Source organism: Sphingomonas sp. PL20 (assembly GCF_017875905.1).
In the GTDB taxonomy this organism is placed as follows: Bacteria; Pseudomonadota; Alphaproteobacteria; order Sphingomonadales; family Sphingomonadaceae; genus Sphingomonas; species Sphingomonas echinoides.
This window is the reverse complement of the sequence record NZ_JAGINH010000002.1, coordinates 2,593,467-2,617,785: the sequence shown is the minus strand read 5'-3', so window position 1 is coordinate 2,617,785 and position 24,319 is coordinate 2,593,467. Positions and strand designations below refer to the sequence as shown.

At 64.8% G+C, this 24,319-nt stretch carries 30 protein-coding genes and 1 pseudogene; 2 read left to right on the top strand and 29 right to left on the bottom strand.

Going from position 1 to position 24,319, the window contains the following annotated elements; translation table 11 throughout:
- Positions 1-29: 29 nt before the first annotated feature.
- Positions 30-968: a LysR family transcriptional regulator gene (locus H4W01_RS12170; protein ID WP_334685255.1), complete on the top strand. Its 939-nt coding sequence runs from the start codon at positions 30-32 to the stop codon at positions 966-968.
- Here H4W01_RS12170 and H4W01_RS12165 read toward each other — a convergent pair.
- The 29 genes and pseudogenes from H4W01_RS12165 to H4W01_RS12030 form a co-directional block, all read right to left on the bottom strand.
- Complete coding sequence (locus tag H4W01_RS12165) at positions 950-1,216, bottom strand: DUF2274 domain-containing protein (RefSeq protein WP_209611246.1); 267 nt, start codon at positions 1,214-1,216, stop codon at positions 950-952. The genes H4W01_RS12170 and H4W01_RS12165 overlap by 19 nt on opposite strands.
- Complete coding sequence (locus H4W01_RS12160; RefSeq protein WP_334685429.1) at positions 1,216-2,370, bottom strand: TrbI/VirB10 family protein; 1,155 nt, start codon at positions 2,368-2,370, stop codon at positions 1,216-1,218. The genes H4W01_RS12165 and H4W01_RS12160 overlap by 1 nt, the downstream gene beginning before the upstream one ends.
- A gap of 80 nt (positions 2,371-2,450) precedes the next feature.
- Complete coding sequence (gene trbG / locus H4W01_RS12155; protein ID WP_209611241.1) at positions 2,451-3,500, bottom strand: P-type conjugative transfer protein TrbG; 1,050 nt, start codon at positions 3,498-3,500, stop codon at positions 2,451-2,453.
- Positions 3,497-4,186, bottom strand: a complete 690-nt coding sequence (gene trbF, locus H4W01_RS12150) for a conjugal transfer protein TrbF (protein WP_209611239.1) — start codon at positions 4,184-4,186, stop codon at positions 3,497-3,499. Before trbF ends, trbG begins: the two co-directional genes overlap by 4 nt.
- Complete coding sequence (gene trbL, locus H4W01_RS12145) at positions 4,186-5,556, bottom strand: P-type conjugative transfer protein TrbL (RefSeq protein ID WP_209611237.1); 1,371 nt, start codon at positions 5,554-5,556, stop codon at positions 4,186-4,188. Before trbL ends, trbF begins: the two co-directional genes overlap by 1 nt.
- A gap of 4 nt (positions 5,557-5,560) precedes the next feature.
- Positions 5,561-5,914 carry a putative entry exclusion protein TrbK-alt gene (gene trbK-alt / locus H4W01_RS12140; RefSeq protein WP_209611234.1) on the bottom strand — a complete coding sequence of 118 codons (354 nt, stop codon included), beginning with the start codon at positions 5,912-5,914 and terminating at the stop codon, positions 5,561-5,563.
- A gap of 11 nt (positions 5,915-5,925) precedes the next feature.
- The gene (gene trbJ / locus H4W01_RS12135) at positions 5,926-6,690 is read right to left on the bottom strand and encodes a P-type conjugative transfer protein TrbJ (RefSeq protein ID WP_209611232.1); all 765 of its coding nucleotides are present in this window, start codon (positions 6,688-6,690) and stop codon (positions 5,926-5,928) included.
- Complete coding sequence (trbE, locus tag H4W01_RS12130; protein ID WP_209611230.1) at positions 6,687-9,155, bottom strand: conjugal transfer protein TrbE; 2,469 nt, start codon at positions 9,153-9,155, stop codon at positions 6,687-6,689. Before trbE ends, trbJ begins: the two co-directional genes overlap by 4 nt.
- Before the next feature lie 12 nt (positions 9,156-9,167).
- Positions 9,168-9,449, bottom strand: a complete 282-nt coding sequence (locus H4W01_RS12125) for a VirB3 family type IV secretion system protein (RefSeq protein ID WP_209611228.1) — start codon at positions 9,447-9,449, stop codon at positions 9,168-9,170.
- Complete coding sequence (locus H4W01_RS12120; RefSeq protein ID WP_108609066.1) at positions 9,449-9,781, bottom strand: TrbC/VirB2 family protein; 333 nt, start codon at positions 9,779-9,781, stop codon at positions 9,449-9,451. The genes H4W01_RS12125 and H4W01_RS12120 overlap by 1 nt, the downstream gene beginning before the upstream one ends.
- A complete protein-coding gene (gene trbB, locus H4W01_RS12115) occupies positions 9,778-10,713 on the bottom strand; it encodes a P-type conjugative transfer ATPase TrbB (protein WP_334685254.1) in 936 nt (311 codons plus the stop codon). Before trbB ends, H4W01_RS12120 begins: the two co-directional genes overlap by 4 nt.
- Positions 10,714-10,930: 217 nt before the next feature.
- On the bottom strand, positions 10,931-11,371 hold the full coding sequence (locus tag H4W01_RS12110) for a ribbon-helix-helix protein, CopG family (RefSeq protein WP_209611226.1): 441 nt from the start codon (positions 11,369-11,371) through the stop codon (positions 10,931-10,933).
- Positions 11,372-11,379: 8 nt separating this feature from the next.
- Positions 11,380-13,371, bottom strand: a complete 1,992-nt coding sequence (locus tag H4W01_RS12105) for a conjugal transfer protein TraG (protein WP_209611224.1) — start codon at positions 13,369-13,371, stop codon at positions 11,380-11,382.
- Between the two features lie 30 nt (positions 13,372-13,401).
- Entirely contained in the window at positions 13,402-15,159 is a 1,758-nt protein-coding gene (locus H4W01_RS12100; RefSeq protein WP_209611222.1) for a relaxase/mobilization nuclease domain-containing protein, read from the bottom strand.
- A 247-nt stretch (positions 15,160-15,406) separates the two neighbouring features.
- Complete coding sequence (locus H4W01_RS12095) at positions 15,407-16,153, bottom strand: lytic transglycosylase domain-containing protein (RefSeq protein ID WP_334685253.1); 747 nt, start codon at positions 16,151-16,153, stop codon at positions 15,407-15,409.
- 34 nt (positions 16,154-16,187) lie between these two features.
- Entirely contained in the window at positions 16,188-16,523 is a 336-nt protein-coding gene (locus H4W01_RS12090) for a DUF736 domain-containing protein (protein ID WP_209611218.1), read from the bottom strand.
- A 47-nt stretch (positions 16,524-16,570) separates the two neighbouring features.
- Entirely contained in the window at positions 16,571-17,116 is a 546-nt protein-coding gene (locus H4W01_RS12085; RefSeq protein WP_209611216.1) for a S26 family signal peptidase, read from the bottom strand.
- Positions 17,113-17,631 carry a DUF2840 domain-containing protein gene (locus H4W01_RS12080; protein ID WP_209611214.1) on the bottom strand — a complete coding sequence of 173 codons (519 nt, stop codon included), beginning with the start codon at positions 17,629-17,631 and terminating at the stop codon, positions 17,113-17,115. The genes H4W01_RS12085 and H4W01_RS12080 overlap by 4 nt, the downstream gene beginning before the upstream one ends.
- The gene (locus H4W01_RS12075) at positions 17,628-17,882 is read right to left on the bottom strand and encodes a hypothetical protein (protein ID WP_209611212.1); all 255 of its coding nucleotides are present in this window, start codon (positions 17,880-17,882) and stop codon (positions 17,628-17,630) included. The genes H4W01_RS12080 and H4W01_RS12075 overlap by 4 nt, the downstream gene beginning before the upstream one ends.
- Positions 17,879-18,517, bottom strand: a complete 639-nt coding sequence (parA, locus tag H4W01_RS12070; protein ID WP_209611210.1) for a ParA family partition ATPase — start codon at positions 18,515-18,517, stop codon at positions 17,879-17,881. The genes H4W01_RS12075 and parA overlap by 4 nt, the downstream gene beginning before the upstream one ends.
- A 305-nt stretch (positions 18,518-18,822) precedes the next feature.
- Positions 18,823-19,638 (bottom strand): annotated as a pseudogene (locus H4W01_RS12065) (replication initiator protein A); the annotation flags it as partial.
- Between the two features lie 19 nt (positions 19,639-19,657).
- Positions 19,658-19,939: a helix-turn-helix transcriptional regulator gene (locus tag H4W01_RS12060; RefSeq protein WP_209611206.1), complete on the bottom strand. Its 282-nt coding sequence runs from the start codon at positions 19,937-19,939 to the stop codon at positions 19,658-19,660.
- A gap of 140 nt (positions 19,940-20,079) precedes the next feature.
- On the bottom strand, positions 20,080-20,376 hold the full coding sequence (locus H4W01_RS22840; RefSeq protein WP_334685252.1) for a DUF2285 domain-containing protein: 297 nt from the start codon (positions 20,374-20,376) through the stop codon (positions 20,080-20,082).
- A gap of 154 nt (positions 20,377-20,530) precedes the next feature.
- Complete coding sequence (locus tag H4W01_RS22835; protein ID WP_334685251.1) at positions 20,531-20,824, bottom strand: transcriptional regulator domain-containing protein; 294 nt, start codon at positions 20,822-20,824, stop codon at positions 20,531-20,533.
- Between the two features lie 117 nt (positions 20,825-20,941).
- Complete coding sequence (locus H4W01_RS12050) at positions 20,942-21,208, bottom strand: DNA -binding domain-containing protein (RefSeq protein ID WP_209611202.1); 267 nt, start codon at positions 21,206-21,208, stop codon at positions 20,942-20,944.
- Positions 21,209-21,331: 123 nt separating this feature from the next.
- A complete protein-coding gene (locus H4W01_RS12045) occupies positions 21,332-21,577 on the bottom strand; it encodes a helix-turn-helix domain-containing protein (protein ID WP_108609052.1) in 246 nt (81 codons plus the stop codon).
- A 188-nt stretch (positions 21,578-21,765) separates the two neighbouring features.
- Positions 21,766-22,092 (bottom strand): DUF736 domain-containing protein, encoded by a 327-nt coding sequence (locus H4W01_RS12040; RefSeq protein WP_209611200.1) that lies wholly within the window; start codon positions 22,090-22,092, stop codon positions 21,766-21,768.
- 573 nt (positions 22,093-22,665) lie between these two features.
- Positions 22,666-23,163, bottom strand: coding sequence for a hypothetical protein (locus H4W01_RS12035; protein ID WP_443024797.1), 498 nt, complete (start codon positions 23,161-23,163; stop codon positions 22,666-22,668).
- An 89-nt stretch (positions 23,164-23,252) separates the two neighbouring features.
- Positions 23,253-23,420 carry a hypothetical protein gene (locus H4W01_RS12030; RefSeq protein WP_191969507.1) on the bottom strand — a complete coding sequence of 56 codons (168 nt, stop codon included), beginning with the start codon at positions 23,418-23,420 and terminating at the stop codon, positions 23,253-23,255.
- A gap of 333 nt (positions 23,421-23,753) precedes the next feature.
- On the opposite strand from H4W01_RS12030, the gene H4W01_RS12025 reads away from it, so the two are divergent.
- On the top strand, positions 23,754-24,314 hold the full coding sequence (locus tag H4W01_RS12025; protein WP_209611198.1) for a flavin reductase family protein: 561 nt from the start codon (positions 23,754-23,756) through the stop codon (positions 24,312-24,314).
- Positions 24,315-24,319 lie beyond the last annotated feature (5 nt).

Below are 24,319 nucleotides of genomic sequence, written 5' to 3'. Positions count from 1 at the left end.
TGTAACTCGTAGAATCCCTGGTAGTGCGAGTGTCGATTGAGCTTCGTCATCTTCGATATTTGATCGCGGCAGCGGACCTCGGAAGTATCCGACGCGCCGCTGCCGCGCTTGGTGTTCGTGAGTCTGCGATCAGTCGAAGAATTCGCGATCTTGAAGACGAAACTGGCGCAGCTATGCTCATCCGTCATAGTGGCGGAGTGCATCTAACATTCGCAGGAGAGAGATTTGTCCGGAGGGCGCGACGCGCCATCGAGCAAATCGAGTATGCGCAGAAGGAGGTGGGTACGATTGGCCGAGGCGAAGACGGCGCAGTCAGGATCGGTTTATTTTCCTCGATCGCCTCTGGTTTCCTAGCCCGGTTGTTCCATGCCTACGATAATGAGCACGCCGCTGTTCACCTGGAGTTCGTCGAGGGCGAACCTTCGGACTACATTGCGTCGATACGTCAACACCGCCTCGATATCGCCTTTCTGCCAAGTTCGCACGCGCCTAAGGATTGCGAAGTCGCTCATCTCTGGAACGAGCGCATCCACGTCGCGATGCCGGAAAACGACGATTTAGCCGATAACGAAGAGATTCGGTGGAGTGATTTGTCGGACCGGCACTTCGTCGTAAGCGAAGCCTCACCTGGTCCTGCCATTCACGACTATATTGTCAAGCACGTAGCGGAGCCAGGACATACGCCTAGCATTCAGCGGCAGGCCGTCTATCGCGACACGCTCATGCAGGTAGTGGCGAGCGGTCGCGGTTTGACGCTGGTTTGCGATGGTATCATCGCCGCGCAGTTTTCCGGGGTAAGTTTCCGGCCGATCGCCGGGGCGATCCTGCCCTTCTATGCGATATGGTCGCCAAGTAACGACAATCCAGCGTTTCGAAAGTTACTAAGCCTTGCGAAAGTGATGTCGCAGACAATGCTGCCCGGCTTGCCGTTTATAAGCGGTCTGCCGACCTACGAATTGCCAATCTGATCATTGGCGCGTCGTTGCTGGTGACTTGGCCCTGTCGTCTTGCGCGAGCTGGCAAAGCCCCGATCCGTCGCGATGAACCGCGCTAGCATCGGCACGATGAGCTTGACGGGATCGGCAATCGGCTGGCCCTGCTCGCGGCCGAGAGCCTCGGCGTAGGCCGCTAAATCTCGATGAAGCATTGCGGGGAGTTCCACAGTGACCTTGACCGGTTTGTCGTCGGCGATCGGGCCGAGTTTCAGCTTCGCCATCATGAGCCTCCGTATGGTTCGAGCACCAGATCGCGGGTGACGATCACGCGGACTGGGAATCCAGGTCGAATGGTGAGCGTCGGCGCGATGTTGAGCTGACGGCGGACGATCTGCTGGCCGGCGTCATTGATCGTGTCCTGCCCACCATCGCGGATAGCGCGAACTAGGCGGTCATTGTCATCGGTGGCGAGCTCGGCGCCCACCCCCAGAAGCGTCGACAGCGCGGCGGCCTTCGCAAGATCCCACCAGTGATAGTCGACACCGTCTTCGAGCCCAGCGTAGCCCTCCGAGTCAGCGCCTGGCTGGCGCTCGAGCACGATCGAGCGGCCGTTCGGCATGATGAGCCGGTTCCAGACCAACAGCACACGGCGCTGGCCGAAGCCCACGCCGTTATCGTACTGGCCGATCAAGCGGGTGCCTTGAGGCACAAGCAAGATGCGGCCGGTCGGGCTGTCGTAGACGTTCTCCGTCACCTGGGCGGTGATCTGGCCGGGAAGATCGGAGCGAATGCCGGTGATCAAAGCTGCCGAGATCACCGCGCCGGCCTGGAGGATATTCGGTGAGGCCGGAGTCGCGACCCGGTCCGGGGAGACGGTCCGCCGATCGGCGGCAGCGTTCAGGAAAGCGAGTTGGCGATCCTGCGCCGAAGGCGTGACCGGCTGCGGTGCTAGGCCGAGGCTTGTCAGGTCGGGCAGAGGCGGTTGGGGATTGGCGGCTGGTGTCGCCCCAGGTAAAGCCGCCGGGGGCGCGCTTGTCCTGGTTTCTGTCGAGGCGAACAGGCGCGCCGTGCGCGCGGACTCCAGTTCCTGCAGCCGGCGCTGTTCCTCGGCGCTGAGGCCGGGGTTAGGTGTCGCCATGCCAGGGACCGGAACCTGTTGCCCCCGGTTTTGAGCATCGAGGATCGGACGTCCAAGGTCGCCGGGCAGCGGAGGACCAAGCACCGGCCCCGTATAGTCCCGGGGCAGGCCGGCAAGGCCGTCCGCGGTGGCGCGATTGTCAGTCGAATACAGCTCTTCATTCGGCCGGCCACTGTGCCGGGTCTGGAGCGCGTAGATCATCGCGCCGCCAATCCCAACGCTGGCGGCGAGACCGAGCCCGGCCAACACCTTCCGCGACAAGCGCGTGACACGCGGCGACTCGGCGCGCAGCCGCATTGGCGGCGCCGGTTCGCCGGTCAGGGGCTGCTCGACGTTTTCCGACCCACGCCCTTCCTCTTTCCGGGGATCGATGTCGCTCACGATGCCGGCCTCCCGTCGGTGCGGGTGATGCGCACGCGCTTCTGGCGGTCGCCCGCGCCGAAGCGCAGCTCGGCGGCGGCGAACAGGCGATCGACAATCATGTGGTTGCCGCGGACCCGATAGTTAACCAGCTCGGAGGTGTTGCCTTCAGGGCCGACGACGAAGAGCGGTGGCATCTCGCCCTGAGCAACTCCGCGCGGAAACTCGATGAACACCTGGCGGCCGTCGTCGAAGGCGCGGAGCGGCCGCCACGGCGCGCGGTCGCCGTCGATCTCGTAGCGGAAATTGACGCGGGAAATGTCGATGCCGGTGGCGACTGGCTGGACTGCCTGGGCCTCGGTGTTTTGACGGCGTAGGGCGATGAGCTGATCCTGCGGATACTGCCAGGAGACGGACGCCATATATGTCCGTTCGGTCGAGCGCAGCTCCATGTGATATGTGCGCAGGTTGGTGTTGATGACGAGGTTGGTCATCAGCTCGGCCCGGGTCGGTTTCACCAGAATATGGATTTGTCGCGTCGCGCCCGTTCCGCTTTCGGTGTCACCGATGATCCAGCGAACGGTGTCGCCGGCGGCGACGGGACCGGAGCCGACGAGTTGCTCACCGGGCTGGAGCGCGATGTCGGTGATCTGCCCGACGGCGGCGTAGACCTGATACAGCGCGCCTTGTGTGAAGGGATAGACCTGCATCGAGTTGATGAACCCGTTGCGTACCGGCTGGATCCGAGCCGCCGCGTTGGCCTGGTTGACCCGCGCTGTCGGGTCGGATGCCTCCGGCGCGCTTCGCGTCGCCTCGACCGGCTTCATCTGGCCGGGGAGTGGCAGTGGCCGGGGAAGTTCGACCACGGTGACCGGCGCCGGCGGATCGACCGTCTGCACGGCCGGCGCTGCGTCGTCATAGCTGATCTCGGGTGGCTTCTGCGTCGTGGCGCAGCCGGCCAGCGCAGTTGTCGCGAGCAGGATGAGCGGGAACGCGGATCTGCGTAAAACCGACGATGCGGATGTGTGTGAAGCCGGGTTTCCGGCTTTACGGAAAGACGACTTCATTGTCCCAGCTCCCGTGACCAATTGATAGCGTTGACGTAGATTCCGAGCGGATTGGCCCGGAGTTTTTCGACGTCGCGCGGCGGCTGCACGACGATGGTGAGGATGGCGGTCCAACGCGATGTCTCGGCAAGCGCGCCGTCCTGATAGCGGCGCTCGATCCAGGCGACGCGGAAACTCGTGGGCGACGCGCGGATGACCGACGAGACATCGACCGAGATCTGCTGCTTGCCGACCTTGGTGAAGGGGTCGTTGGCGCGGGCATAGTCGTTGAGTGCCATCGCGCCGGCCGAGGTCGTGAACTCATAGGCTCGCAGCCAGTTCTGACGGACGATGATGGCGTCGGCCGGGATCGAGCGAACCTGCTCGATGAAGCGGGCGAGATGCCAGGCCATCTGCGGATCGGTCGGTTGATAGTCAGCGGTGGCGGGCGCGACGGCCTGCGCCTGCCCAAGGCGATCGATCTGCACCACCCAGGGCACGATCGTTCCGCGTGCCGACTGCCAGACCAGCGCCGAAGCGAACCCGGCCGAGAGGATCAGCGAGCCGAACGCCATCCAACGCCAGTTCTTCGCCTGCACACGGGCCGAGCCGATGCGTTCGTCCCAGATCTGGCCGGCGCGTTGGTAGGGCGTCTCGGGCTCGGGTGATTTGCCATAGTGGGTTGCCGGTCGTTTGAAGAGGCTCATCAGCGGTCGCTTTCGGATAGGTTGATGGAAGAGCCGCCGCCGTGGCTGTCGCCGGAGCGGACGGCATGTGCGGCGGCCTGGACGCCGTGCGTGATGCTTTGGGAGCGCTTCATGCGCTTGGCCCAGTCGGGCGGTCCCTGACGGGAAGACGCGCGCTGGCCAGTGGCGGTGTCGTTGGCGGCCTCGGTATCGCCGCCGATCGTGCCTTCGGACGAAGAGCCGCCGGTTGCCTCGAAGGCGGATTTGGCGCCTGCGGTGATGCTCGACTTCATGCTGTCCGCCGCACGCGAGGCGGCGCGTTTCAGCGGAGAGGCCGCGGCGGACGCGCCGGCGCGTGCGACACCGCCGAGGCCGGAAGCGACGCTCGCCGCACCGGACTGGCCAGCGGAACCAAGGCTGTAGGCTGTGGATGCTCCGCCCGCGAGAGCGGCTCCACCGCGCGCGGCGGCGGCCGCGCCACCGATCGCCGCCGCACCTCCGGAAGCAACGGCTCCCACGGTGGCGGCGCCGGCCGCGACCATGCCCCCCGCGGCAACGCCGGTTCCAATCGCCGCTCCCGCGCCGAGCTGCGGTCCGCCGGAGACGAGGCCGTTGGCGATGCCGGGACCGAAGATGCCGAGGCCTAGCAGCGAAAGCGCTGCGAGCACGATCGCCATGGCCTGGTCGATCGTCGGTGTCGCACCACCGAAGCCGGCGGTGAATTCGGAAAACAGCGTCGAGCCGATGCCGATGATGACGGCGAGCACCAGCACCTTGATGCCGGACGAGATGACGTTGCCGAGGACACGTTCGGCCATGAAGGCGGACTTGCCGAAGAGGCCAAAGGGAATGAGAACAAAGCCCGCGAGCGTCGTCAGCTTGAACTCTATGAGCGTCACGAAGAGCTGGATGGCGAGGATGAAGAAGGCGAGTAGCACCAGTGCCCAAGCGAAGAACATGCAGGCGATCTGGATGAAATTCTCGAAGAACGACCAGTAGCCCATCAGGCCAGAGATGGAATCGAGGAGCGGCCGGCCGGCGTCCAGCCCGGTTTGCGCGACCTTGCCGGGACGCAGCAGATCGGCGGTCGTGAAGCCTGTGCCGCTGGCCTTCAGGCCCAAACCCGCGAAGCTCTCGAAGACGATGCGCGCGAGGTTGTTCCAGTTGCCGATGATGTAGGCGAACACGCCGACGAAGAGGGTTTTCTTCACCAGACGCGCCAGAATGTCGTCGTCGGCGCCCCAGCTCCAGAACAGCGCTGCTAGCGTGACGTCGATGACGATCAGCGTCGTGGCGATGAACGCGACTTCGCCGCTGAGCAGTCCGAAGCCTGTATCGATGTAGCGGGTGAAGACCTCCAGGAAGTGGTCGATAACGCCGGTGCCGCCCATGATGTTACCTGACTTCTTCGGGTTGGAGCTGAACGGCAGGCGCCGGGATGGTCGCCGTCGGGTGGGGCGACTGCGGCGGGTCAGGCAACCGCTCGGCGGGGCGAGATCCGGGAGCCAGGAAGCGGCGTCGGTTCTCGGCCCAGGCGCGCAGACAGGACGGGTCGCGCGGACCAGCCTCGCCGATCCCTGCGCAACGGATGAGTTCGGCCCGCAAAGGATCGGCGGTCTCAGCACCCGCCTGATCGACACTCTGGTCAATTGGCGCGCTTTCTTTCCGGTTCATCTTCATCGCCGTGGCGGTAACGGCCACGGCGATGAAGACGATGGCGCTGAGGCGGGCGAACATCTTTCCGTCCATGATCGCGCCTCTCAGTTGCCGCTCTGAAACATCCGGGCGTTGCCGGCCTGATAGCCCGAACCGGGGGTGAGGAACCGACGGCGCTGCTCGCGCCCTTGTTCGGCCGCTGTAGCTTGCTCGGCGGACTGGAGTGCCTGCGCCCGGCCATTGGCGGCGACGACGGCCGTGAGGTCGGCGAGTTGCTGCGCCTGCAGCGCCAGGAGCTGGTTGCCGGCCTGCGTCGCCTGAAGGGCGCCGGTCGCGCCCTGGCTTTGACCGACCAGCGCCGACATCTGCGTCCGGTTGGTGTCGATGTTGCCGACGACGCCGGCCTGGACGCGCATGGAGTCTTGCAGGCCGCCGACCGTGTTCTGCCAGCGCGAGCGCGCGTCAGCGACAAGCTGCTGGTCGGATGTCGATAGCGAGATATTGCCGTATTTGGTCTGGAATGCCTTGTCGATATCCTGGACGCTGTAGGCGATGTTCTGCGCTTGGGTGAGGAGCTGTTGCGTCCGCTGCACAGACTGCTGAAGCTGCTGAAGCGAGGAGAACGGCAGACTTGCGAGGTTGCGGGCCTGGTTGATCAACATCGTCGCCTGATTTTGCAACGAGGTGATCTGGTTGTTGATCTGCTCGAGCGCGCGGGCGGCCTGAAGAACGTTCTGCGCGTAATTGGTGGGATCGTAGACGATGATGGCGTGCGCCGGCGAAGTGAGCAGCGGCGACAGCATCAACGGTGCCGCCAGGATAGAGAGGGCGAGCCGAGCGGCGCGCGTGCGGGAGCGATAACGGGTCATGACGATACCTCCGGGCTGGTGGGGATGGCGGTCTGGGGAATGACGTTGGTGAGATCGGCGATCAGATCCGACGCCCAGCCGAGCGAGCATTCGGCGAGCCACTCGTGCAGGAAGCCGTCACGGCCGGACCGGGCGAACACGTCGGCGATCAGAGCCTGGTGCTGCTTCGAGGACGCGGCGCAGAGTGCCAGTGCGACGTCCGAAAGGCCGAGTTCGAACAGTCGGTTGCCGCGCCGTGATTGGCAGTAATAGTCGCGCTTGGGCGTGGCCCGGGCGAGAATCTCGATCTGGCGATCGTTGAGGCCGAAGCGGCGATAGATCGCGGTGATCTGTGGCTCGATCGCCCGTTCGTTCGGCAGCAGCAGACGGGTCGGGCAACTTTCGATGATCGCCGGCGCGATGGCGGAATTGTCGATGTCCGACAGCGACTGCGTGGCGAAGATGACGCTGGCGTTCTTCTTGCGCAGCGTCTTCAGCCACTCGCGGAGCTGGCCGGCGAAGCCTTCGTCGTCGAGCGCGAGCCAGCCTTCATCGACGATCAGCAGCGTCGGTCGGCCGTCGAGCCGGTCCTCGATGCGATGGAACAGATAGGAGAGGACGGCGGGGGCGGCGCCTGTGCCGATCAGGCCCTCGGTCTCGAAGGCCTGGACTGATGCATCACCCAGATACTCGGCCTCGGCGTCGAGCAGCCGGCCGTAGGGGCCGCCGACGCAATAGGGCCGCAGCGCCTGTTTCAGGTCGTTCGACTGCAGCAGGACGGCGAGCCCGGTGATGGTGCGCTCAACGACGGGCGCGGAGGCCAATGAGGTCAGCGCCGACCAGAGATGCTCCTTGATGTCGGGCGTGATCGGTACGCCCTCGCGCATCAGGATCGCGACGATCCAGTCGGCGGCCCAGGCGCGCTCCTGAACCTCGTGGATCCCGGCCAGCGGTTGGAGCGAGACGGAGGTGTCTGATCCTTCGGTCAGGCCGCCGCCGAGATCGTGCCAGTCGCCGCGCATCGCCAGCGCCGCGGCGCGGATCGAACCGCCGAAGTCGAAGGCGAAGACCTGACTGCCGGCATAACGGCGGAACTGCAACGCCATCAGCGCCAGCAACACCGACTTGCCAGCGCCGGTCGGCCCGACGACGAGCGTGTGGCCGACATCTCCGACGTGGAGGGAAAACCGGAACGGGGTGCTTCCCTCGGTCTTGCCGTAGAGCAAGGGGGGCGACCCGAAGTGCACATCCCGTTCCGGCCCCGCCCACACCGCCGAGAGCGGGATCATGTGGGCGAGATTGAGCGTGGAGATCGGAGGTTGCCGGACATTGGCGTAGACGTGGCCTGGCAGCGAGCCGAGCCAGGCATCGACGGCGTTGATGGTCTCGGGCATCGCCGTGAAGTCGCGACCCTGGACGATTTTCTCGACCAGCCGCAGCTTCTCGGCGGCGATGCGCGGATCCTCGTCCCAGACCGTGACCGTCGCCGTCACATAGGCCTGGCCGGCATAATCGGCGCCGAGTTCCTGAAGCGCCAGATCGGCGTCGGCTGCCTTGTTGGCGGCATCGGTGTCGACGAGCGCCGAGGCTTCGTTGGTCATCACCTCCTTCAGGATGGCGGCGATCGATTTGCGCTTGGCGAACCATTGCCGCCGGATCTTCGTCAGCAGCTTGGTCGCATCGGTCTTGTCGAGCAGGATCGCGCGCGTCGACCACCGATAGGGAAAGGCAAGCCGGTTCAGATCGTCGAGCAATCCAGGCGTGGTTGCCGTTGGAAAGCCCACGATGGTGAGGATGCGCAGATGCGCCGTTCCCAGTCTTGGCTCCAGCCCGCCCGTGAGCGCCTGGTCGGCGAGCAGGGCATCAAGATACATCGGCGTCTCGGGCACTCGGACGCGGTGGCGTTTGGTCGAGACGCAGGAATGCAGGAAGGTCAGCGTCTCGCCGTCATCGAGCCAGACGCATTCGGGCATGAAACCTTCGACGAGCTGCAGCACGCGATCGGTGCGGTCGATGAAGGCGCGCAGGATCTCATGGGCATCGACGCCGGATTGTTCTCGGCCCTCATAGAGCCACGCTTCGGTGCGTGCGGCGTCCTCGGCCGGCGGAAGATAGAAGAAGGTGAGGAAGTAGCTGGACTCGAAATGCGTGCCCGCCTCCTCGAAATCGGCTTTTCGCTCGGCATCAAGCAGACCCGACGCTGAATCGGGGAAAGTGCTGGAAGGATAGGTCGCGGCGGCATGCCGCTGCGCCTCGACGAAGATCGACCAGCCGGAGCCGAGACGCCGGAAGGCGTTGTTGAGGCGGCCGGCGACGGCGACCAACTCAGCCGGCACGGCGGAATCCATATCGGGGCCGCGGAAGCGGGCCGTGCGCTGGAACGAGCCGTCCTTGTTAAGGACGACGGCTTCGCCCACCAGAGCGACCCAAGGCAGGAAGTCGGCCAGCCGGGTGTTGCGATTGCGATATTCGGCGAGGTTCAACATCGATGCTGCTCCTCAGACTGACAGATGGCCGGGGATGCGCAGATGGCGGCGCACCACATCGACGAATTGTGGATCGCGCTTGGCGGCCCACACGGCGGCGAAGTGGCCAATGGCCCAAAGGCCGAGGCCGACCAGCCAGAGGCGAAGGCCGAGGCCAAGCGCCGCCGCCAGCGTGCCGTTGAGGATGGCGATCGAGCGCGGGGCGCCGCCGAGCAGGATGTGCTCGGTCAGCGCCCGGTGGACGGGCACGCTGTAGCCCGGCACCTCGCGGGCATGGTCGGCCACGCCCGCCATCAGACGAGCGCTCCGCCGCCGAACGAGAAGAACGAGAGAAAGAACGAGCTAGCCGCAAACGCGATCGACAGGCCGAAGACGATCTGGATCAGGCGACGGAAGCCGCCAGAACTGTCACCGAAGGCCAAGGTCAGGCCGGTGACGATGATGACGATCACCGCGATTATCTTGGCGACTGGACCTTCGATTGACTGAAGGATCTGCTGGAGCGGCTGCTCCCACGGCATGGACGAGCCTGACGCGTAGGCGGCCGGTGCCAGCGCAATCGACAGCAAGGTGACGGATGCCACTGTTGCGATATGACGGCGTATGCGGAGTGATTGACGGATCATGTTGGGTCTCCCGATGATTTGGATGCTGCGTGGGTAATGGCGTAGTCGCCGGTTGGGCCGAGCCCATGGACCCGGGCGAGTTCGGCAAGACGTCGTTGAGCTCCGCGACCGGACAGCACGGCGACGAGGTCGATGGTCTCGGCGATCAGCGCGCGTGGGACGGTGACGACGGCTTCCTGGATGAGTTGTTCGAGGCGGCGCACCGCGCCGATCGCGGTGCCGGCGTGGATGGTGCCGATGCCGCCCGGATGCCCGGTGCCCCAGGCTTTCAGAAGGTCGAGGGCTTCAGCGCCGCGGACCTCGCCGATTGGGATGCGATCGGGGCGAAGGCGTAAGCTGGAGCGCACCAGATCGGACAGCGAGACGACGCCGTCTTTGGTACGCAGCGCAACGAGATTGGGTGCTGCGCATTGCAGCTCGCGCGTATCCTCGATCAGGACGACGCGATCGTCCGTTTTCGCGACTTCGGCCAAGAGCGCATTGGTGAGCGTTGTCTTGCCAGTCGAGGTGCCACCGGCCACGAGAATGTTCTGCCGGGAGGCCACGGCCTCGCGCAGCGCCTCGGCTTGCGCGGCCGTCATGATGCCAGCGGCGACGTAGTCGTCGAGAGTGAAGACGGCGACCGCAGGTTTTCGGATCGCGAACGCAGGGGATGCAACAACAGGCGGGAGAAGCCCTTCGAACCGCTCACCCGTCTCGGGCAGTTCGGCGGACACACGCGGTGCGCCGGAATGCACTTCGGCGCCGACATGGTGCGCGACCAAGCGCACGATCCGTTCGCCGTCGGCGGCGGAGAGCCGCTCGCCCGTATCGGAAAGTCCTTCGGAAAGGCGGTCGATCCAGAGCCGCCCGTCAGGGTTGAGCATCACCTCGACGATCGCGGGGTCTTCCAGGAACCGAGCGATGGCGGGGCCAAGAGCTGTGCGCAACATGCGCGCACTCCGTATGATCGCTTCGGATTTCTGTTGAGTTGTCGCCACGTCGTCCCCGTTCTTTCGCGGGCGCGCTACGCAAGCGACCCTCATCGGGGATGATTAAAAGAGCCAGAAATCAGGCCCGTTCAACAAGATTAGATAGTCGTAGTAGTCTAGCGTGCAAATACAGGAGAACGGCGGAATCAGCTCCGACCTTATTGGCTGCTGACAGGGATTATCGGTCCTCTGGTGGCGAATCCTCGTCGCGAGACCTTCCGGCAACATCGTCCGGTATTTCGCGCAGAAAGCTCTGCCCCTTCTGGAGCCTTTTGCCGAGCGTCTCGACGAAACCCTCAAATCGCTCGCGCCCCTTGATCTGCGCAGTTGCTTGCGCATCTCCCGGCAATGGCGGGGTGATCGTCAGCCAGAAGCGCACGAACAGTGCCAGCGTTTCGGCCGTCACACCGAGATCGCGCTCGATGCGTTGTGCCTGGCGCGAGAGCCGATCCATCCGGCGGGTGAATGCGGCTTCGCGTCGATCGGCGGCGTCGGGAGACAGGAACGACGCCACGGCCGCCTCGACGATGGCCGATCGCGGTATCTTCTTGCGCTCCGAAAGCTCGTTGATCCGGGATATCATCTCGACGGGCAAGGTGAGGTTCAGGCGGTCTTTCATGGCGACTCCTACAGGTCCATGCCGTCATTGGGGTCGAGGGAGACCTGGCGCGCCACTCCAGTCATCTGGCGACGCAACGCCTGACGCTGGCGCGCAACATCTTCCGGCTCCTCGTCGAGCAGAGCCGCGAATTCCTCCGCTGGAGCTTGGTCGGTCGTCTCCTTGACGATAGCGACATGGTCGGGAAGCTCGGGTTCGCGGCGCAGGCCGCTATTGGCCGGGTCGCCCTCCGACTTTTCCATCTCGGCCAATAGCACTGCATCTGGCTTCTGGGGGACAAGAGCCGACCATCCGTCCGCGCGGGACGTTCGCCCGGACTTCTCCGGATCGGGCGGCGACAGCACGCGCTCCTTGAAGCGGGCGTCCTCATAATAGCGAGCCTTTTGCGCGCGGATCGGCGCGGTTCCAGCGATCATGACAATTTCTTCGGTCGGCGGAAGCTGCATCACCTCGCCTGGGGTCATCAGCGGGCGAGCAGTTTCGGAGCGCGAAACCATGAGATGGCCGAGCCAAGGTGAAAGCCGGTGCCCGGCATAGTTCTTCATCGCCTTCATCTCGGTAGCCGTGCCGAGCGCATCGGAGACGCGCTTCGCCGTCCGCTCGTCGTTGGTCGCGAAGCTGACTCGGACATGGCAGTTGTCGAGGATCGAGTTGTTCGCCCCGTAAGCCTTCTCGATCTGGTTCAGCGACTGCGCGATCAAAAAGCTCTTGATGCCATAACCTGCCATGAAGGCGAGTGCGGACTCGAAGAAGTCGAGGCGACCGAGTGCAGGAAACTCGTCGAGCATCATCAGCACGCGATGCTTGCGCTCCTTGGCGTGCAGATCCTCGGTCAGACGGCGGCCGATCTGGTTCAGCACAAGACGGATGAGCGGCTTGGTGCGGGAGATGTCGGATGGCGGCACCACGAGGTAGAGCGTCGCCGGACGTGGATCGGCGATCAGGTCGGCGATGCGCCAATCGCAGCGCCGCGTCACCTGGGCGACGACGGGATCGCGATAGAGCCCGAGAAACGACATGGCGGTGGAGAGTACACCGGAGCGCTCGTTGTCGGATTTGTTCAGCAGCTCGCGCGCGGTGGACGCGACCACAGGATGCGGCCCGGCTTCGCCGAGATGCGGCGTCGTCATCATCGCCTTCAATGTCGTCTCGATCGGCCGCTTCGGATCCGAGAGAAAGCCGGCGACGCCGGCGAGCGTCTTGTCGGTCTCGGCGTAGAGGACATGCAGGATCGCGCCGACCAGCAGCGAATGGCTGGTCTTCTCCCAGTGATTGCGCTTGTCGAGCGAGCCCTCCGGGTCGACCAGCACGTCGGCGACGTTCTGGACGTCGCGGACCTCCCAGTCGCCACGGCGGACCTCGAGCAGCGGATTGTACGCGGCGGATTTTGGGTTGGTCGGATCGAACAGCAACACGCGGCCATGCTTGGCCCGGAAGCCGGCGGTGAGCTGCCAGTTCTCTCCCTTGATGTCATGGACGATGGCTGAGCCCGGCCAGGTCAGCAGAGTGGGCACGACCAGGCCGACGCCCTTGCCGGAGCGCGTCGGCGCGAAGCACAGCACATGTTCGGGCCCATCATGTCGGAGATAGTCGCGTTCCAGTTTGCCAAGCACCACGCCATCCGGGCCGAGCAGCCCGGCCGCCTTCACCTCTTCCTTCGCAGCCCAGCGCGCCGAACCGTAGGTCTCGACATTCTTGGCCTCCCGCGCCCGCCACACCGACATCCCGATCGCGACCGCGATCGAGATGAAGCCGCCTGACGCGGCGATGAAGGCGCCGTGCGTGAAGATCTCCGGAGCATAGGCGTCATAGGAGAACCACCAGGCGAAGAAGGCCGGCGGGAAATAGACCGGAATGCCGGCAAGCCTGAACCAGGGCGCTCCGAGCTGGGCCTGGAATCCGAGCTGCCAGGCGACATACTGCGTCGCCCCCCACGTCGTGATCAGGACGATCAGGAACACAATGATGATCTGGCCCCAGAGGATTTTGGTCGCGGACATAGGCGTTGCTCCTTTTCTTCTTGTTCGTGGCTAAAGGCCGAGGTCGCGCTTGCGCCCAAGGCTCCACTCGATGCCGCCGCCATCGCGGGCGACGCCGGCGATGTGCTGGCCGAGCTTGCGTTCGATCTCGCGCGCCCAGGGCACGAGCTGGAATCCGAGCCCGTTGTCGATCATGGCGAAGCGACCCGAGGAGAGCGTCAGGCGCTGGCGATAGGTGCCTGAGACATGCTCGCCGGCCGCGGCCTTCACATGCGGCAGGCCCGTCTCGGCCGACAGCTTCTCGCCCACGGCGTCCAGCTCGCGGCGGCGCAGCGTGTTGAGGAGGTCGCGCTGGAGCATGATGCGCTGGCCCTGGCGGCGACCGAGCCCTTCGTCAGCGAGATGTTCGGCGCGGGCCTGCATGGCGTCGCGCGCCTCGCGTCCGAATCCACCCATCGAGAGGGGCATCTGCTCACGCTCCACGAGACGATGGTCGAGCCAGGTGGCGCCGGGCGCGGTGATCTGGCTGCGCAGATCGAGATCAGACCGGGTGGCGAGCACGAGCGTTGGCCGCTGGTCCTCCGCCCCTCCAAACCGCCGGACCTCGACAATGCCACCCGCAGGCGGCGCATGCTCAAAGGCTTCGATGCCGTGAAAGCGGACATGGTGGGCGCGGCCGTCGGCGCCGTCGATCACGGCATAGGCTTCGCCGGTGAGCTCGTCGTGGAGACCTTTGTCGACCAGACGCCCGATGATGGGCGAGCCGGCCCCGCCGTCGATGACATAGTCGGCGACGCTCCGATCCTGGCCGCGCTCGGTGAAGGCGCGGTGCATGGTCTTGATGACGTCACCGCGCATGCCGAGGTCGCGAAGATGGCGTTCGGCTTCCATGCCGACCATCCACTCCCCGGAGCCAGTCGAGGTGGCGAGCCCCATCTTCTCCAGATGCTGAAGACGGCCGATCATCAGGCGGCGGATCTCCGGGTTGGCCGCACCGCTGGGGTCGGGGCGCAAGTCGATGGCGCCGACGTCGTCGGCATGGCCCCGGATCTCGACATCGAGACGGGTCCACCGTTCCGCGGTGACTTCGTTCTCCAGGGCGCTACGGATTTCGTGCTCGGGTTTTGGGCCAAGCTCGATCGCCACCAAATCCTCGGCGCGGGACCGAAGCCCGCGGCTGATATAGTCGCGCGAGATCACGAGATCGGCGCCGGTCTCATCCACACCGCGTACGAGCAGGTGGACGTGCGGATTGTCGGTGTTCCAGTGATCGACGGCGACCCAATCGAGCCGTGTCCCCAGATCGGCTTCCATCTGGCTCGCCAGATCGCGTGTGAAGGCCTTGAGGTCGGTCATCTCGCCGGCGTCCTCTGGCGAGACGATGAAGCGGAAGTGGTGGCGGTCGTCCTTGCACCGGTCGGCAAAGGCGAGGTCCTCGGTGCGATCGAAGCCGGCGTCGAACATGACGCCCTTCTCTCCGTCCCGGTTGACGCCGTCGCGTTTCAGGTAGGACAGATGAGCCGACAGCGGCGCGGAACGAAAGGACCGGCCCTGATGACGCACGACGCGCGCCTTGATGACGACGCGGCGCGTCGATGAGAACAGGCGGCTGCGGCTGAAACTGCCGCGCCCCCGGCCAAAGGTCGAGCGGCCATAACTGGACGCGCGCCTGCCTGAAGCCGGCGCGCCGGTATGGCCTGCCTTCTTCGCGGCCCGCAGCACCTGGTTGAGGAAGCTCTTCGCCTTCGGGGCGCGTGTGGTTTTGATGCGGCCAGGCCGAACCTGAAAATCGCTGTCTCCCTCGCTCATAGCGAGCCTCCGGACAGCGGCCATCCAGACCCGTGCATACAGAAGCCTTGAAATTCCTCAACAAAACCGGGCTTCATGCCCGCGACCGACCGCCATGCACGCCAAAACGCAAGCCTCTTCAGAGGCTTACAGCGTTTCGGGCATGCGCTTTTATCTCGCCGTCTGTTGGTCGTGTTTCTCTGCCAGTCCCATCCTCCCGCCCAACCTGACCGGAGGCCCGCTACGTCGCGCCAGAATGCGAATGCTGTCATTGCCGCTCTCCCACCTGATTTCGAGCGACGAATAGGGCGGCCGATTGTGGGACGATGGCCGCGACATCGCGCATAGGCGTTGCTCTCACGGCCGTGTCCGGAGTGTCGTTACGCTGCGCAGGATCGACAGCCGTTGTGCGCTCGGGTTGCGCGACGAACAGCGGCGCTCTGGTCCAGGCTTGCGAATCGGCGGCGGCAACAACGGTTGCCGGAGCGGTCATTTCACCGCCGCCGAAGATAGGGCGGAGCGCGGCCACATAGGCGCGGGTCTCCGCCGGCAGGGGACGTCCGGCGAGATAGTCCTCATATCGACCGGGTCCCGCATTGTAGGCGGCGAGAAAACCGGGAGAGCCGTATCGATCGTGCATTTCGCGTAGGTACGCCGCGCCGGCCAGGATGTTGTCGCGCGCGTTGAACGGGTCCGTGCCGAGGGTGTAACGGGCACGCAAAGCCGTCCATGTTTCGGGCATGATCTGCATCAAACCGATCGCGCCTTTTGGTGAGACGGCGCGCACGTCGTTGGCGCTCTCGACACGCATCACCGCCCGGATCCAGGCTGCCGGAATGCCGAAACGCCGTGCGGCCTCCGCGATGTGAGCGGCATAGGGATCGACTGGAGCCGGGCGTTCGACCGGCGTGCTCTGCGCCAGCGTGACGGCCGGTGGTGCGCCGACAAAAAGCAGGCCGGAAAGGAGAAGGAAGCCTGCATGCCGAGCGGCACGATGACGCCCGGCAGCGGTCACTCCGCGGCGTGATGGGGATGGCCAATACATCGGCTCAATCCCGGTCGCCGCGCTTCGGCGGACGGTTCCAGTGCAGGCCCCAGGCGGTCTTGTCGTCGCCCGATTGGAACAGGTTGGCGCGGATCGGCTGCGCGAAGACAGGATCGTCGAGCTGCAACGAGACGTAGTCACCCGCCCGTTCGCCGGTGCGTTTCCAACCGGCGCCGACCTCCGGTCCGTCCTCATCGCGAAGGTGGATGCGATAGTCGGGTGCGTTCTCGGCGTCGGACGGTTCGGCCGGTACGACCGTCAGTTCGACGTCAAGCAAGAGGGTGCGGATACGGCCGGAATAGCCCGACTTCGTGCGCGTGAATTCTCCGATCTGAGGCATGGGAAGGCTCCTTTGTTGTGCGGTGGAGGACGGGATGGACGCGCGCTTCACCGCGTCGGTGCGCGCCATTCGAAGCGGCCGTTGCCGTCTTCATCGGTGTAGAGAGGCGTCGCCCGGCCGATGACCGTGTCGGTCGAGACAGGGCCGAAGTAGCGGCCGTCGAGGCTGTCGCGGACCTGCCAGTTCATCAGGAAGATCTCGCCTGCTCCCAGCAGCCGGCAGCCTTGCCAACTCGGCAAGGCGCGGCCCGATCGATCGCTATCGAGCGCCTCGGCCATGCCGATGCCGTCGACCGAAATGATGCGGCCGGTGCGGCAGACGCGTTGCCCGGCGACACCGGCAACGCGCTTCATCAGCGGTACGCCGCGCGGCAGATAACCGCGATCGGCCAGGAAGGTCGCGAGCGGCTCGGGCGCATCGACGGCGACAAGATCGGTGACCTCGGGCAGATCATCGGAATCGATCGCGTAGAGGCCGATCGGCGCGCTCGCTGAGGCGTTCCAGATGAGCTTGAGCGGCAGTGGCAGAACGGCTGCCATGACGACGCTCATCGTTGCGAAATACGTCGCCATGACGTAGCCGAAGCGGCTCATGGCTCGGCCCTCCGACGCAGGAGGAAGGCACGATGCTGGTTGAGGCTGTAGGCGCGCGGCTCCTCGCCGGCGGTCAGGCGATTGTGGAGGTGCCGCCAGTGATTGGGCGAAACATCGACCGGATCGACGCCGATCGCCTCGATGGCATCGATTGCCTGCAGCACGCGCTCGACCTTTGGCCAGCCTTCGATCTTCAGCAGGAGGTCGCCGCCGGGTCGGACGAAGGGCAGCGTCTGGAACGGCTCGCCGGCGCCGACCGCGCGCACGATGTCGATGCGCGAGATAACCGTTCCGAAGTCGTTCGCCGCCCAGCGGACGAAGGCGAAAGTGCTGTTCGGCGCAAAGCCCATGACACGGCGACGGCGATCGAGGATCTGCTCGGAGATGTCGCGGCCGAAGCGGATCCAGTTCTCGATCGTCTTCTCGATCCAGGTCAGCTCGACCAGCGTTGTGGACGGAGGGGGAGTGGTCGGCGCAGCGCTGCCGCGCACGCGGGGGGCCGCGATGCCGGTCATGACGGGTCTCCCTCGATGGTGGGAAATTCGCGCGCGAGCAACTCGCGCAACATGTCGGCGACGGTGACGCCGCGCTGAAACGCGGCGATCTTGATGCGGCCGCGTAGGTCCGATGTGACGTCGATGGTCAGCCGGGCGCTGTAACCGCCCTCAGCCGATCCGCGCGCTGAGGGCGTGTCGGATGCCTTGATCCAGCTCTCGGGATCGGTGGGGCGTGCGGCGAAACTGCGCTTCGGGGACCGCTCGTTCATGGCGCGATCCTCCCGACCTCGGTGCAGAACGCGGCGATCTCACGGGCGGCGGGGCTGTCCTCATCCACTTCGGAAACGAGGCGGCCAGTTTGCGCGGCGTCCGCGAAGGCAACGCGCTGGCCGACGGTGGCGGCGAGCACCGGCGGGTCGTAATCGGCAAGGGTCTCGGCCGTCGCGCGGGCGATCACCGTGCGCGCGCCACAGCGATTCAACACGAAGCGGGCGATGAGCTGCGGGCGATAGATGCGCGCCTCGCCGAGCAGCGATAGCATCTCGGCCGAGGCCCAGCCGTCGAACGGCGAGGGCTGCACGGGGATTAGCACCACGTCGGCGGCGAGCAGCGCCGAGCGCATCAGCCCGGCGACACGCGGCGGACCGTCGATGACGATGTGATCTGCGTCGCGCGCCAACTCCGGCGCCTCGCGATGCAGCGTGTCGCGGGCCAGACCGACGACGCCGAATAGCCTCGGAAGCGGTTCGCGAGCCCGCTGCTGCGACCAATCCAGCGCGGAGCCTTGTGGATCCGCGTCGATCAGCGTGACGCGCTTCCCCCTGGCGGCCCATTCGCCGGCGAGATGCAGGGCCAGCGTCGTCTTGCCGACGCCGCCTTTCTGATTGAGGAGCGCGACGATCATTCCGACTCTCCCGATGCTCGATCGAGAGGGAGTCGCGACGTGCTAGAAGTATCGGTGCGGGTGCCTTTCGGCGGCGTCCCGGTTGTCTTTTCGGGACGGGCGGCGATGTTTTCCACATCGCGCGCGTGTCTTCTAAAGTTAGATTCTGGGTTAGACTCTAAGTTAAGGGCGCGATTCCGGCTTTGTTTTCCAGGATTTAACCCCTGTTTGGGTTCCTGATAGCACGAGCCTGTGGTTCCCGATGGCACGATAGTCCGGGTTCCCGATAGCACGAGGCTATCCACAGCTTGTCCACAGGACACTGATGGTTCGAAGGCCAGCAGCACGCGGCCGCCGATTTCGACCTCGATGAACAGCGTGTAGCCAGGCAGCGGCTGGCGGCGGATGATGTCGCGCAGCTCGAAGGCGAAGCGCTTGAACGGGGAAAGGCTGCCGGATTTCTGGTAGAGATGCCGGAAATCGAAGCGCCAACCGTTGCGCTGCTTGCCGCCGTGTTTGCGCACCAGACGGTAGAGCCAGCGGTCAAGGCCACCGGTAAGATCGAAATAGGCCCGATCGATGGTAAGCACGAGCGCATCGTCGAGGACGGCGCGATAGAACCAGTCAGGAACGATCAGCTCGATACCAGCCGGTCTGCCGTTGCGATCGGTGCGCTCCTGCCATTCGTTGATCCAGGAGAAGCGATGCCGGCGACCCTCGGTCGGCTGGCGGATCGAGGTGGCGATAGTCGTCGACTGGAGCCGATCGAGGGCGGCCTTCAGCCGCTGGTAGTCGCGCAGGCCGACGCCGCGGCCGATGAAGTTCAAGATCTCGTAGGGCGTCGCGGCCATCAGGCGTGAGGTGCGCAAGCCGGCGTCGCGTGCCTCGACGATCTGACTTGCCGCCCATATCAGGATGTCGGCGTCCCAGATCGTGGCCATGCCATGATCGGGCACTGCCTCGACACGGATCGACACGTCGCCGGCGACGAAGTCGATCGGCGCCGTTCGATGGGATTTGGAGAGGGAGAAGAACGGATAGGCCATGAGATCCTGCGCGTCGCGCGGCGCGAAGTCGCCGGGGAGCGCGTGGAACAGATCGAGCTGTCCGCGCTCCGAGATCGGGCGATGTCGCGCCGTCATTGAAGGGAAGCCCGAGCGGTCAGCGCGCGAAGCGGCCGGCGTGCGCGGACGGCGCGGTCTCTTGGCGTTTTGCAGGCAGCACAGTGCCGCGCGGATCGGAGGTCGAGGTGACCGCACCGCGTTCCGTCCAGGCCTGCAGATCATCGACCGCGTAGACGACACGGCCGCCGAGCTTGCGATAGGAGGGGCCGGTCCCGTAGGTGCGGTGCTTCTCCAGCGTGCGGGCCGACAGGCCCACGAAGTGCGCGGCTTCCTTGGTGCGTAGAAAACGCGGCGGCAATGCGCTGAGATTGGGTGTCATGATCGGGCCTCCGTGGTGTCCGTGGGGGCCGCTGGCGTTCAGCGGCTGACGAAGGCCACGATGGCGAAGGGAAACCGGCGAGTTGCAGCGGGTTTTTGGGGGGTATTAAATTCCCACACCGTCAGCAGCATGCGATCCGGCTAGGATCGGCGGCGATGACGAAGCAGTTTGCGATAGCCGCCCGCGATCATGGCGCGGGCATCCGCGAGGAGGTCGGCCACGACGTGGCGGGCGGAGGCGGCCTGCCATTCGTCACGGGTGAGTTTGCCGATGCGCAGGATCACCTCGGCGATCTCCTGCTGGGTTGCTCCGGCGCGATGTCCATCGACCGCTTGCAGCATGCGCCGCGCGCGGGCCAGTTGCTGACGCGTGAGGCGCGTATCGGGTGGAATGGCGCGGCCGTGAAGGGAGGCGAGCAGCCGAGCGACGGCTTCCATGCGATCGAACCCCTCCATGCCAAGCGGGATCACCGCTACGAGCGGCGGCTCTGCAGATCCGTCAGCGGGAAGCGCCAGGTGCAGGCGCTGGCCGTTTCCCAATTCATGCAGGACATGAGGGCCGTGTTCGGGCGATATCTGTCGGAGGGGCGTGCTATCCGCAGCGATGGATGCTGGCGCCGGCGTCAGTATAACCGATCCGGTATCTTCCTCCGGAAGCCAGAACACCTGCGCCTCGGTGGACTTGAGAGCTGGGGCGACAGGGAAATCGCAGCCCCCACCGTGTACCGACGCGTTCGATCGGCGATGGTGACTCGAGAAGTTCGGCGTAATCGCGCTGATAATCCTCGTTCCGACGCAACCATTCCCAACCGATATCGGGGGCAGTGAGCTGGTCGACGTAATCGTAACCTGATGACGATCGCCACCGGGATGTGTCGGGCGACATCGAAATCCTCCTCGCTCGCGTTAATCGTGCGCTTTGAGCTGGATACGATTCCGAGTTGAGTGACTGAAAGGAAGTCCCTGGACCGGCAACGGGTGTTGCCGCCACGGCATCACCGCCTCAGTGGCGATGGCCTTCACGCACGAGTTCGCGGTAGCCGTGGGTTGTCATCCAGCGGGCGCGGGCGAGATGGGTATCGTGGACGCGCCGGGCCCGGTCAGGGTCGCATTCGGGATCGAGACCGAAGAGAATATGGACGGCTTCGCGCCAGTCCGCGCCGTCCGTCGCCGCGTCGAGCAGGCGCAGATAGAGCTTCATGTGCTCGCGATCATAGGTCGTGAGCACCGCGCTCTCTGGTGGTTCATCTAAAAAGTCTGTCTTGGTCACAACCGTCCCCAAGAATCATTCTTATCCATTCCGGAGGGATTTGTTAACCATTCGCCGGTTGCACCGCAGCCCAACCAGCGCCGCCAGTGACAACGCCAGGGCGAGCCAATGGTCGAAGGGGCTCTATCGCTTGTTGGTTTTTCCACGGACCACCATTACTCCTTCACCCTGGTCGGTGGTCAGGAGGAGGATGCCGTGGCTTTCAAGCGCCCGCCGGACCTGATCGCGCGTGGTCTCATACACCTCGAGACCGCTTAAGGATTCGAGGCGTTTCAGCGCGGTCAGCGATACCTGGGCCTTGTCAGCGAGCGTCTCCTGGTTCCATCCGAGCAACGCGCGTGCAGCCCGCGATTGTTGGGCGGTGATCATGCATTGATCACCTCCCACCGACACGAACGCGCACGCCAGAACTACGACTATAATAGTCGTTCTAGGTGGCTGACGCTACCCATTACTGCCTTTGAAATCCGAAACCCACGCCTTTTGGCGGCAACTGATTCGGTCGCCCCGGGCGTTTGGCCCCGCCCGGATTGTCCGGACGGGGCGTCGCGCCGACCTCAGTCGCCGTTGCGGCGGTTCGGGCGGGACCAGATGAGGCTGAAGCCTTCGCCTTCCTCGTCGTCGAAGAGGTTGGCGTAGATCGGAGAGTTGAAGCTGGGATCGTCGAGCTTCAGGCCCAGATAGGCGCGCCCCTCGTTGGAGGTCTTGGACCAGGCGGCGCCGATCTCGGCGCGGCCGACGAAGACGCGGTGGCTGGGGGCGTTCTCGCCGGTGGCGCGGGCCTCGGGGACGATGCGCACGTTCTTGGTCTGGACGCTGAGGGTGACGATTTCGCCGGTGAAGTCGTTGTTGCCGGTCTTCTTGAAGGTGCCGATGGTCGCCATGGTATTTCTCCTTGAACTCTGATCCGAGCCCGCACCATTGCGGCCTCGATGGCGATCGAGAGGTCGGAGGCGATTGACGGCGCACCCCGCAGGGGCCTGACAGCAAAGGAGGGGCTTTCTTGACTCGCGAGGAATGACGGCGCAGCCGGCAGGGGAAGAAAGTTTCGACGGCGCTGTTGCGGCATAGGCGATCGAGGCGTAGCCGACCTTCGGCCAGATCAGCCCATTGAAGAGGCCGTTTTGGAGCGGTCGACCTGACAGAGACGCATCACAGGAGAACGTGGCGACCACCCCGGACCGACGTGACCGTGACGACGACGACACCGCGTTTCAACCTGCTCCGTCAGACGTTACGTCCCGCCGTCTCGTGCCTACCGCTCGCGAGATCGCCCCCTCTCGGCACTCGCACCGTCGGGAACACTGTCAAGGCACAGCCCCAGCACCTTCATCGCGGATGGCGCATCGGTTGGGTCAGCCGTCGATCCGATCAACGCGATTGCAAACGACCCTGTCGATGAGGAGCGCGACACGTAAGACATCAACCCACCGTCCTGCCGCCGCCGGGCAACGATGTCAGGCGCGCGCGACGTTCTGCCCGGTTGGCCCGGGCGCGGCCATCGCTGTTACCCGGACCAACGCCGTGATGCCAACGGCGACTGCGCCGACGACGGAGAAGATGATCTGCCAAGTGGCGGACGGCATGGTGTGTTTCACGATGCCATGCGTCGCGTGGTAGCCGGCGAGCGCTGCGGGCGCGACGAAGGCGAGTGCGATCGCAAGGCGCATCCAGAGCGGACGGATGAAGGCTAGCAGGAACTGCCCGAGCCCCAGGGTCAGTGCGGCGGCGACGAGGCCGACGATGATCGCGCCGAGCCAGCCGGCACCGGTCTGATAGGCCCATGTCCCGGCGCTAACGCCCGCGAAGAACGGCAACGCGAAGACAGCCAGGGTGAACAAGAGCCAGCATAGTCCGCCAATGGCGGCGATGCTGACGAGGATGCCGATGAAGATCATGGTGGTGTTCTCCGCGAGATAAAGGTCTGACGGTTGCGCCTCCACCACCACCACCACGGCGCGTCGCTAGTATAGCCGAAGAGAAGGCGGGACGGCAGCGGAAATCCGTAGGATTTCCGCATGCGGCCGAGACGCCTTGCCCGCGATTAGCGGGCAAAGGGATCGACTTCGTGAACGATGGCGGCGGCTTCGCCGTCATATTCGCCGGCGGGCATGACGCCCATGGTGCCATCGCCGGCCTGGAAGATAACGATCGAGACCATGAGGGTGGTGGCGAGGCTGAAGGCGAAGGCGTGAGCTTGCTTGAGGGACATCGGACCGGCTCCTGTCTTGGAGGCGGGAGACCATCTCCCGCGCGACAGGCGCCCGATGTGTCCGGCCGAGGGCCGCAATCACCGCGCAGGCGAAGCTGGAGCGGCGGCATGCTCGCATAGCCGACCCTTTACGGGTTGATGGCGTCAGGCCAGCGGCTGGACCAAGGATTAGCGCAATGGAAGCGGGAGATGGTTTTCCGCCATGACCGGAGCCACGATGGAACGCCCATTCAATGCTTTCGCGCCAAAGCATCGTCGCCGTGCTGCCGGTCGTGATGCTGCCGCCATGGCCGAGTATGGTCATGCAAGGCGCAACAGTCGAAGAGAACGCCCATGCCGAAGCTTCCCGAGAGGACCGATTTCCTCGTCAGCCAGTTGCGGCGCTATCTCGAGCCCGGCCCGATCGTCCTGGTGTCGTCGAAGTGGCAGGGCGCGACCAACATCATGACGCTGGGCTGGCACACGATCCTGGAATTCTCGCCGTCGCTTGTCGGCCTGATGATCTCCGGCGGCAATCACAGCCACAGCATGATCCGCAAGAGCCGGGAATGCGTGATCAACCTGCCAACGACGGCGCTGACCGATACCGTGGTCGGGATCGGCAACACGTCAGGAGCCGAAATCGACAAGTTCGCTAAATTCAATCTCACGGCGCAAGACGCGAGCAAGGTCGATGCGCCGTTGATCGGCGAATGCCATGCCAGCTTCGAATGCCGCCTTCATGACGATGCACTGGTCGACAAGTACAATTTCTTCATCTTCGAGGTGGTGAAAGCGCATGTCGCCACGTCGCCAAAACATCCCGAGACGTTGCACTATACCGGCGAAGGCGTGTTCGTGGTGTCCGGCAAGATCATCAGCCGCAGATCGCTGTTTCGACCTGAGATGCTGTGAAGGCA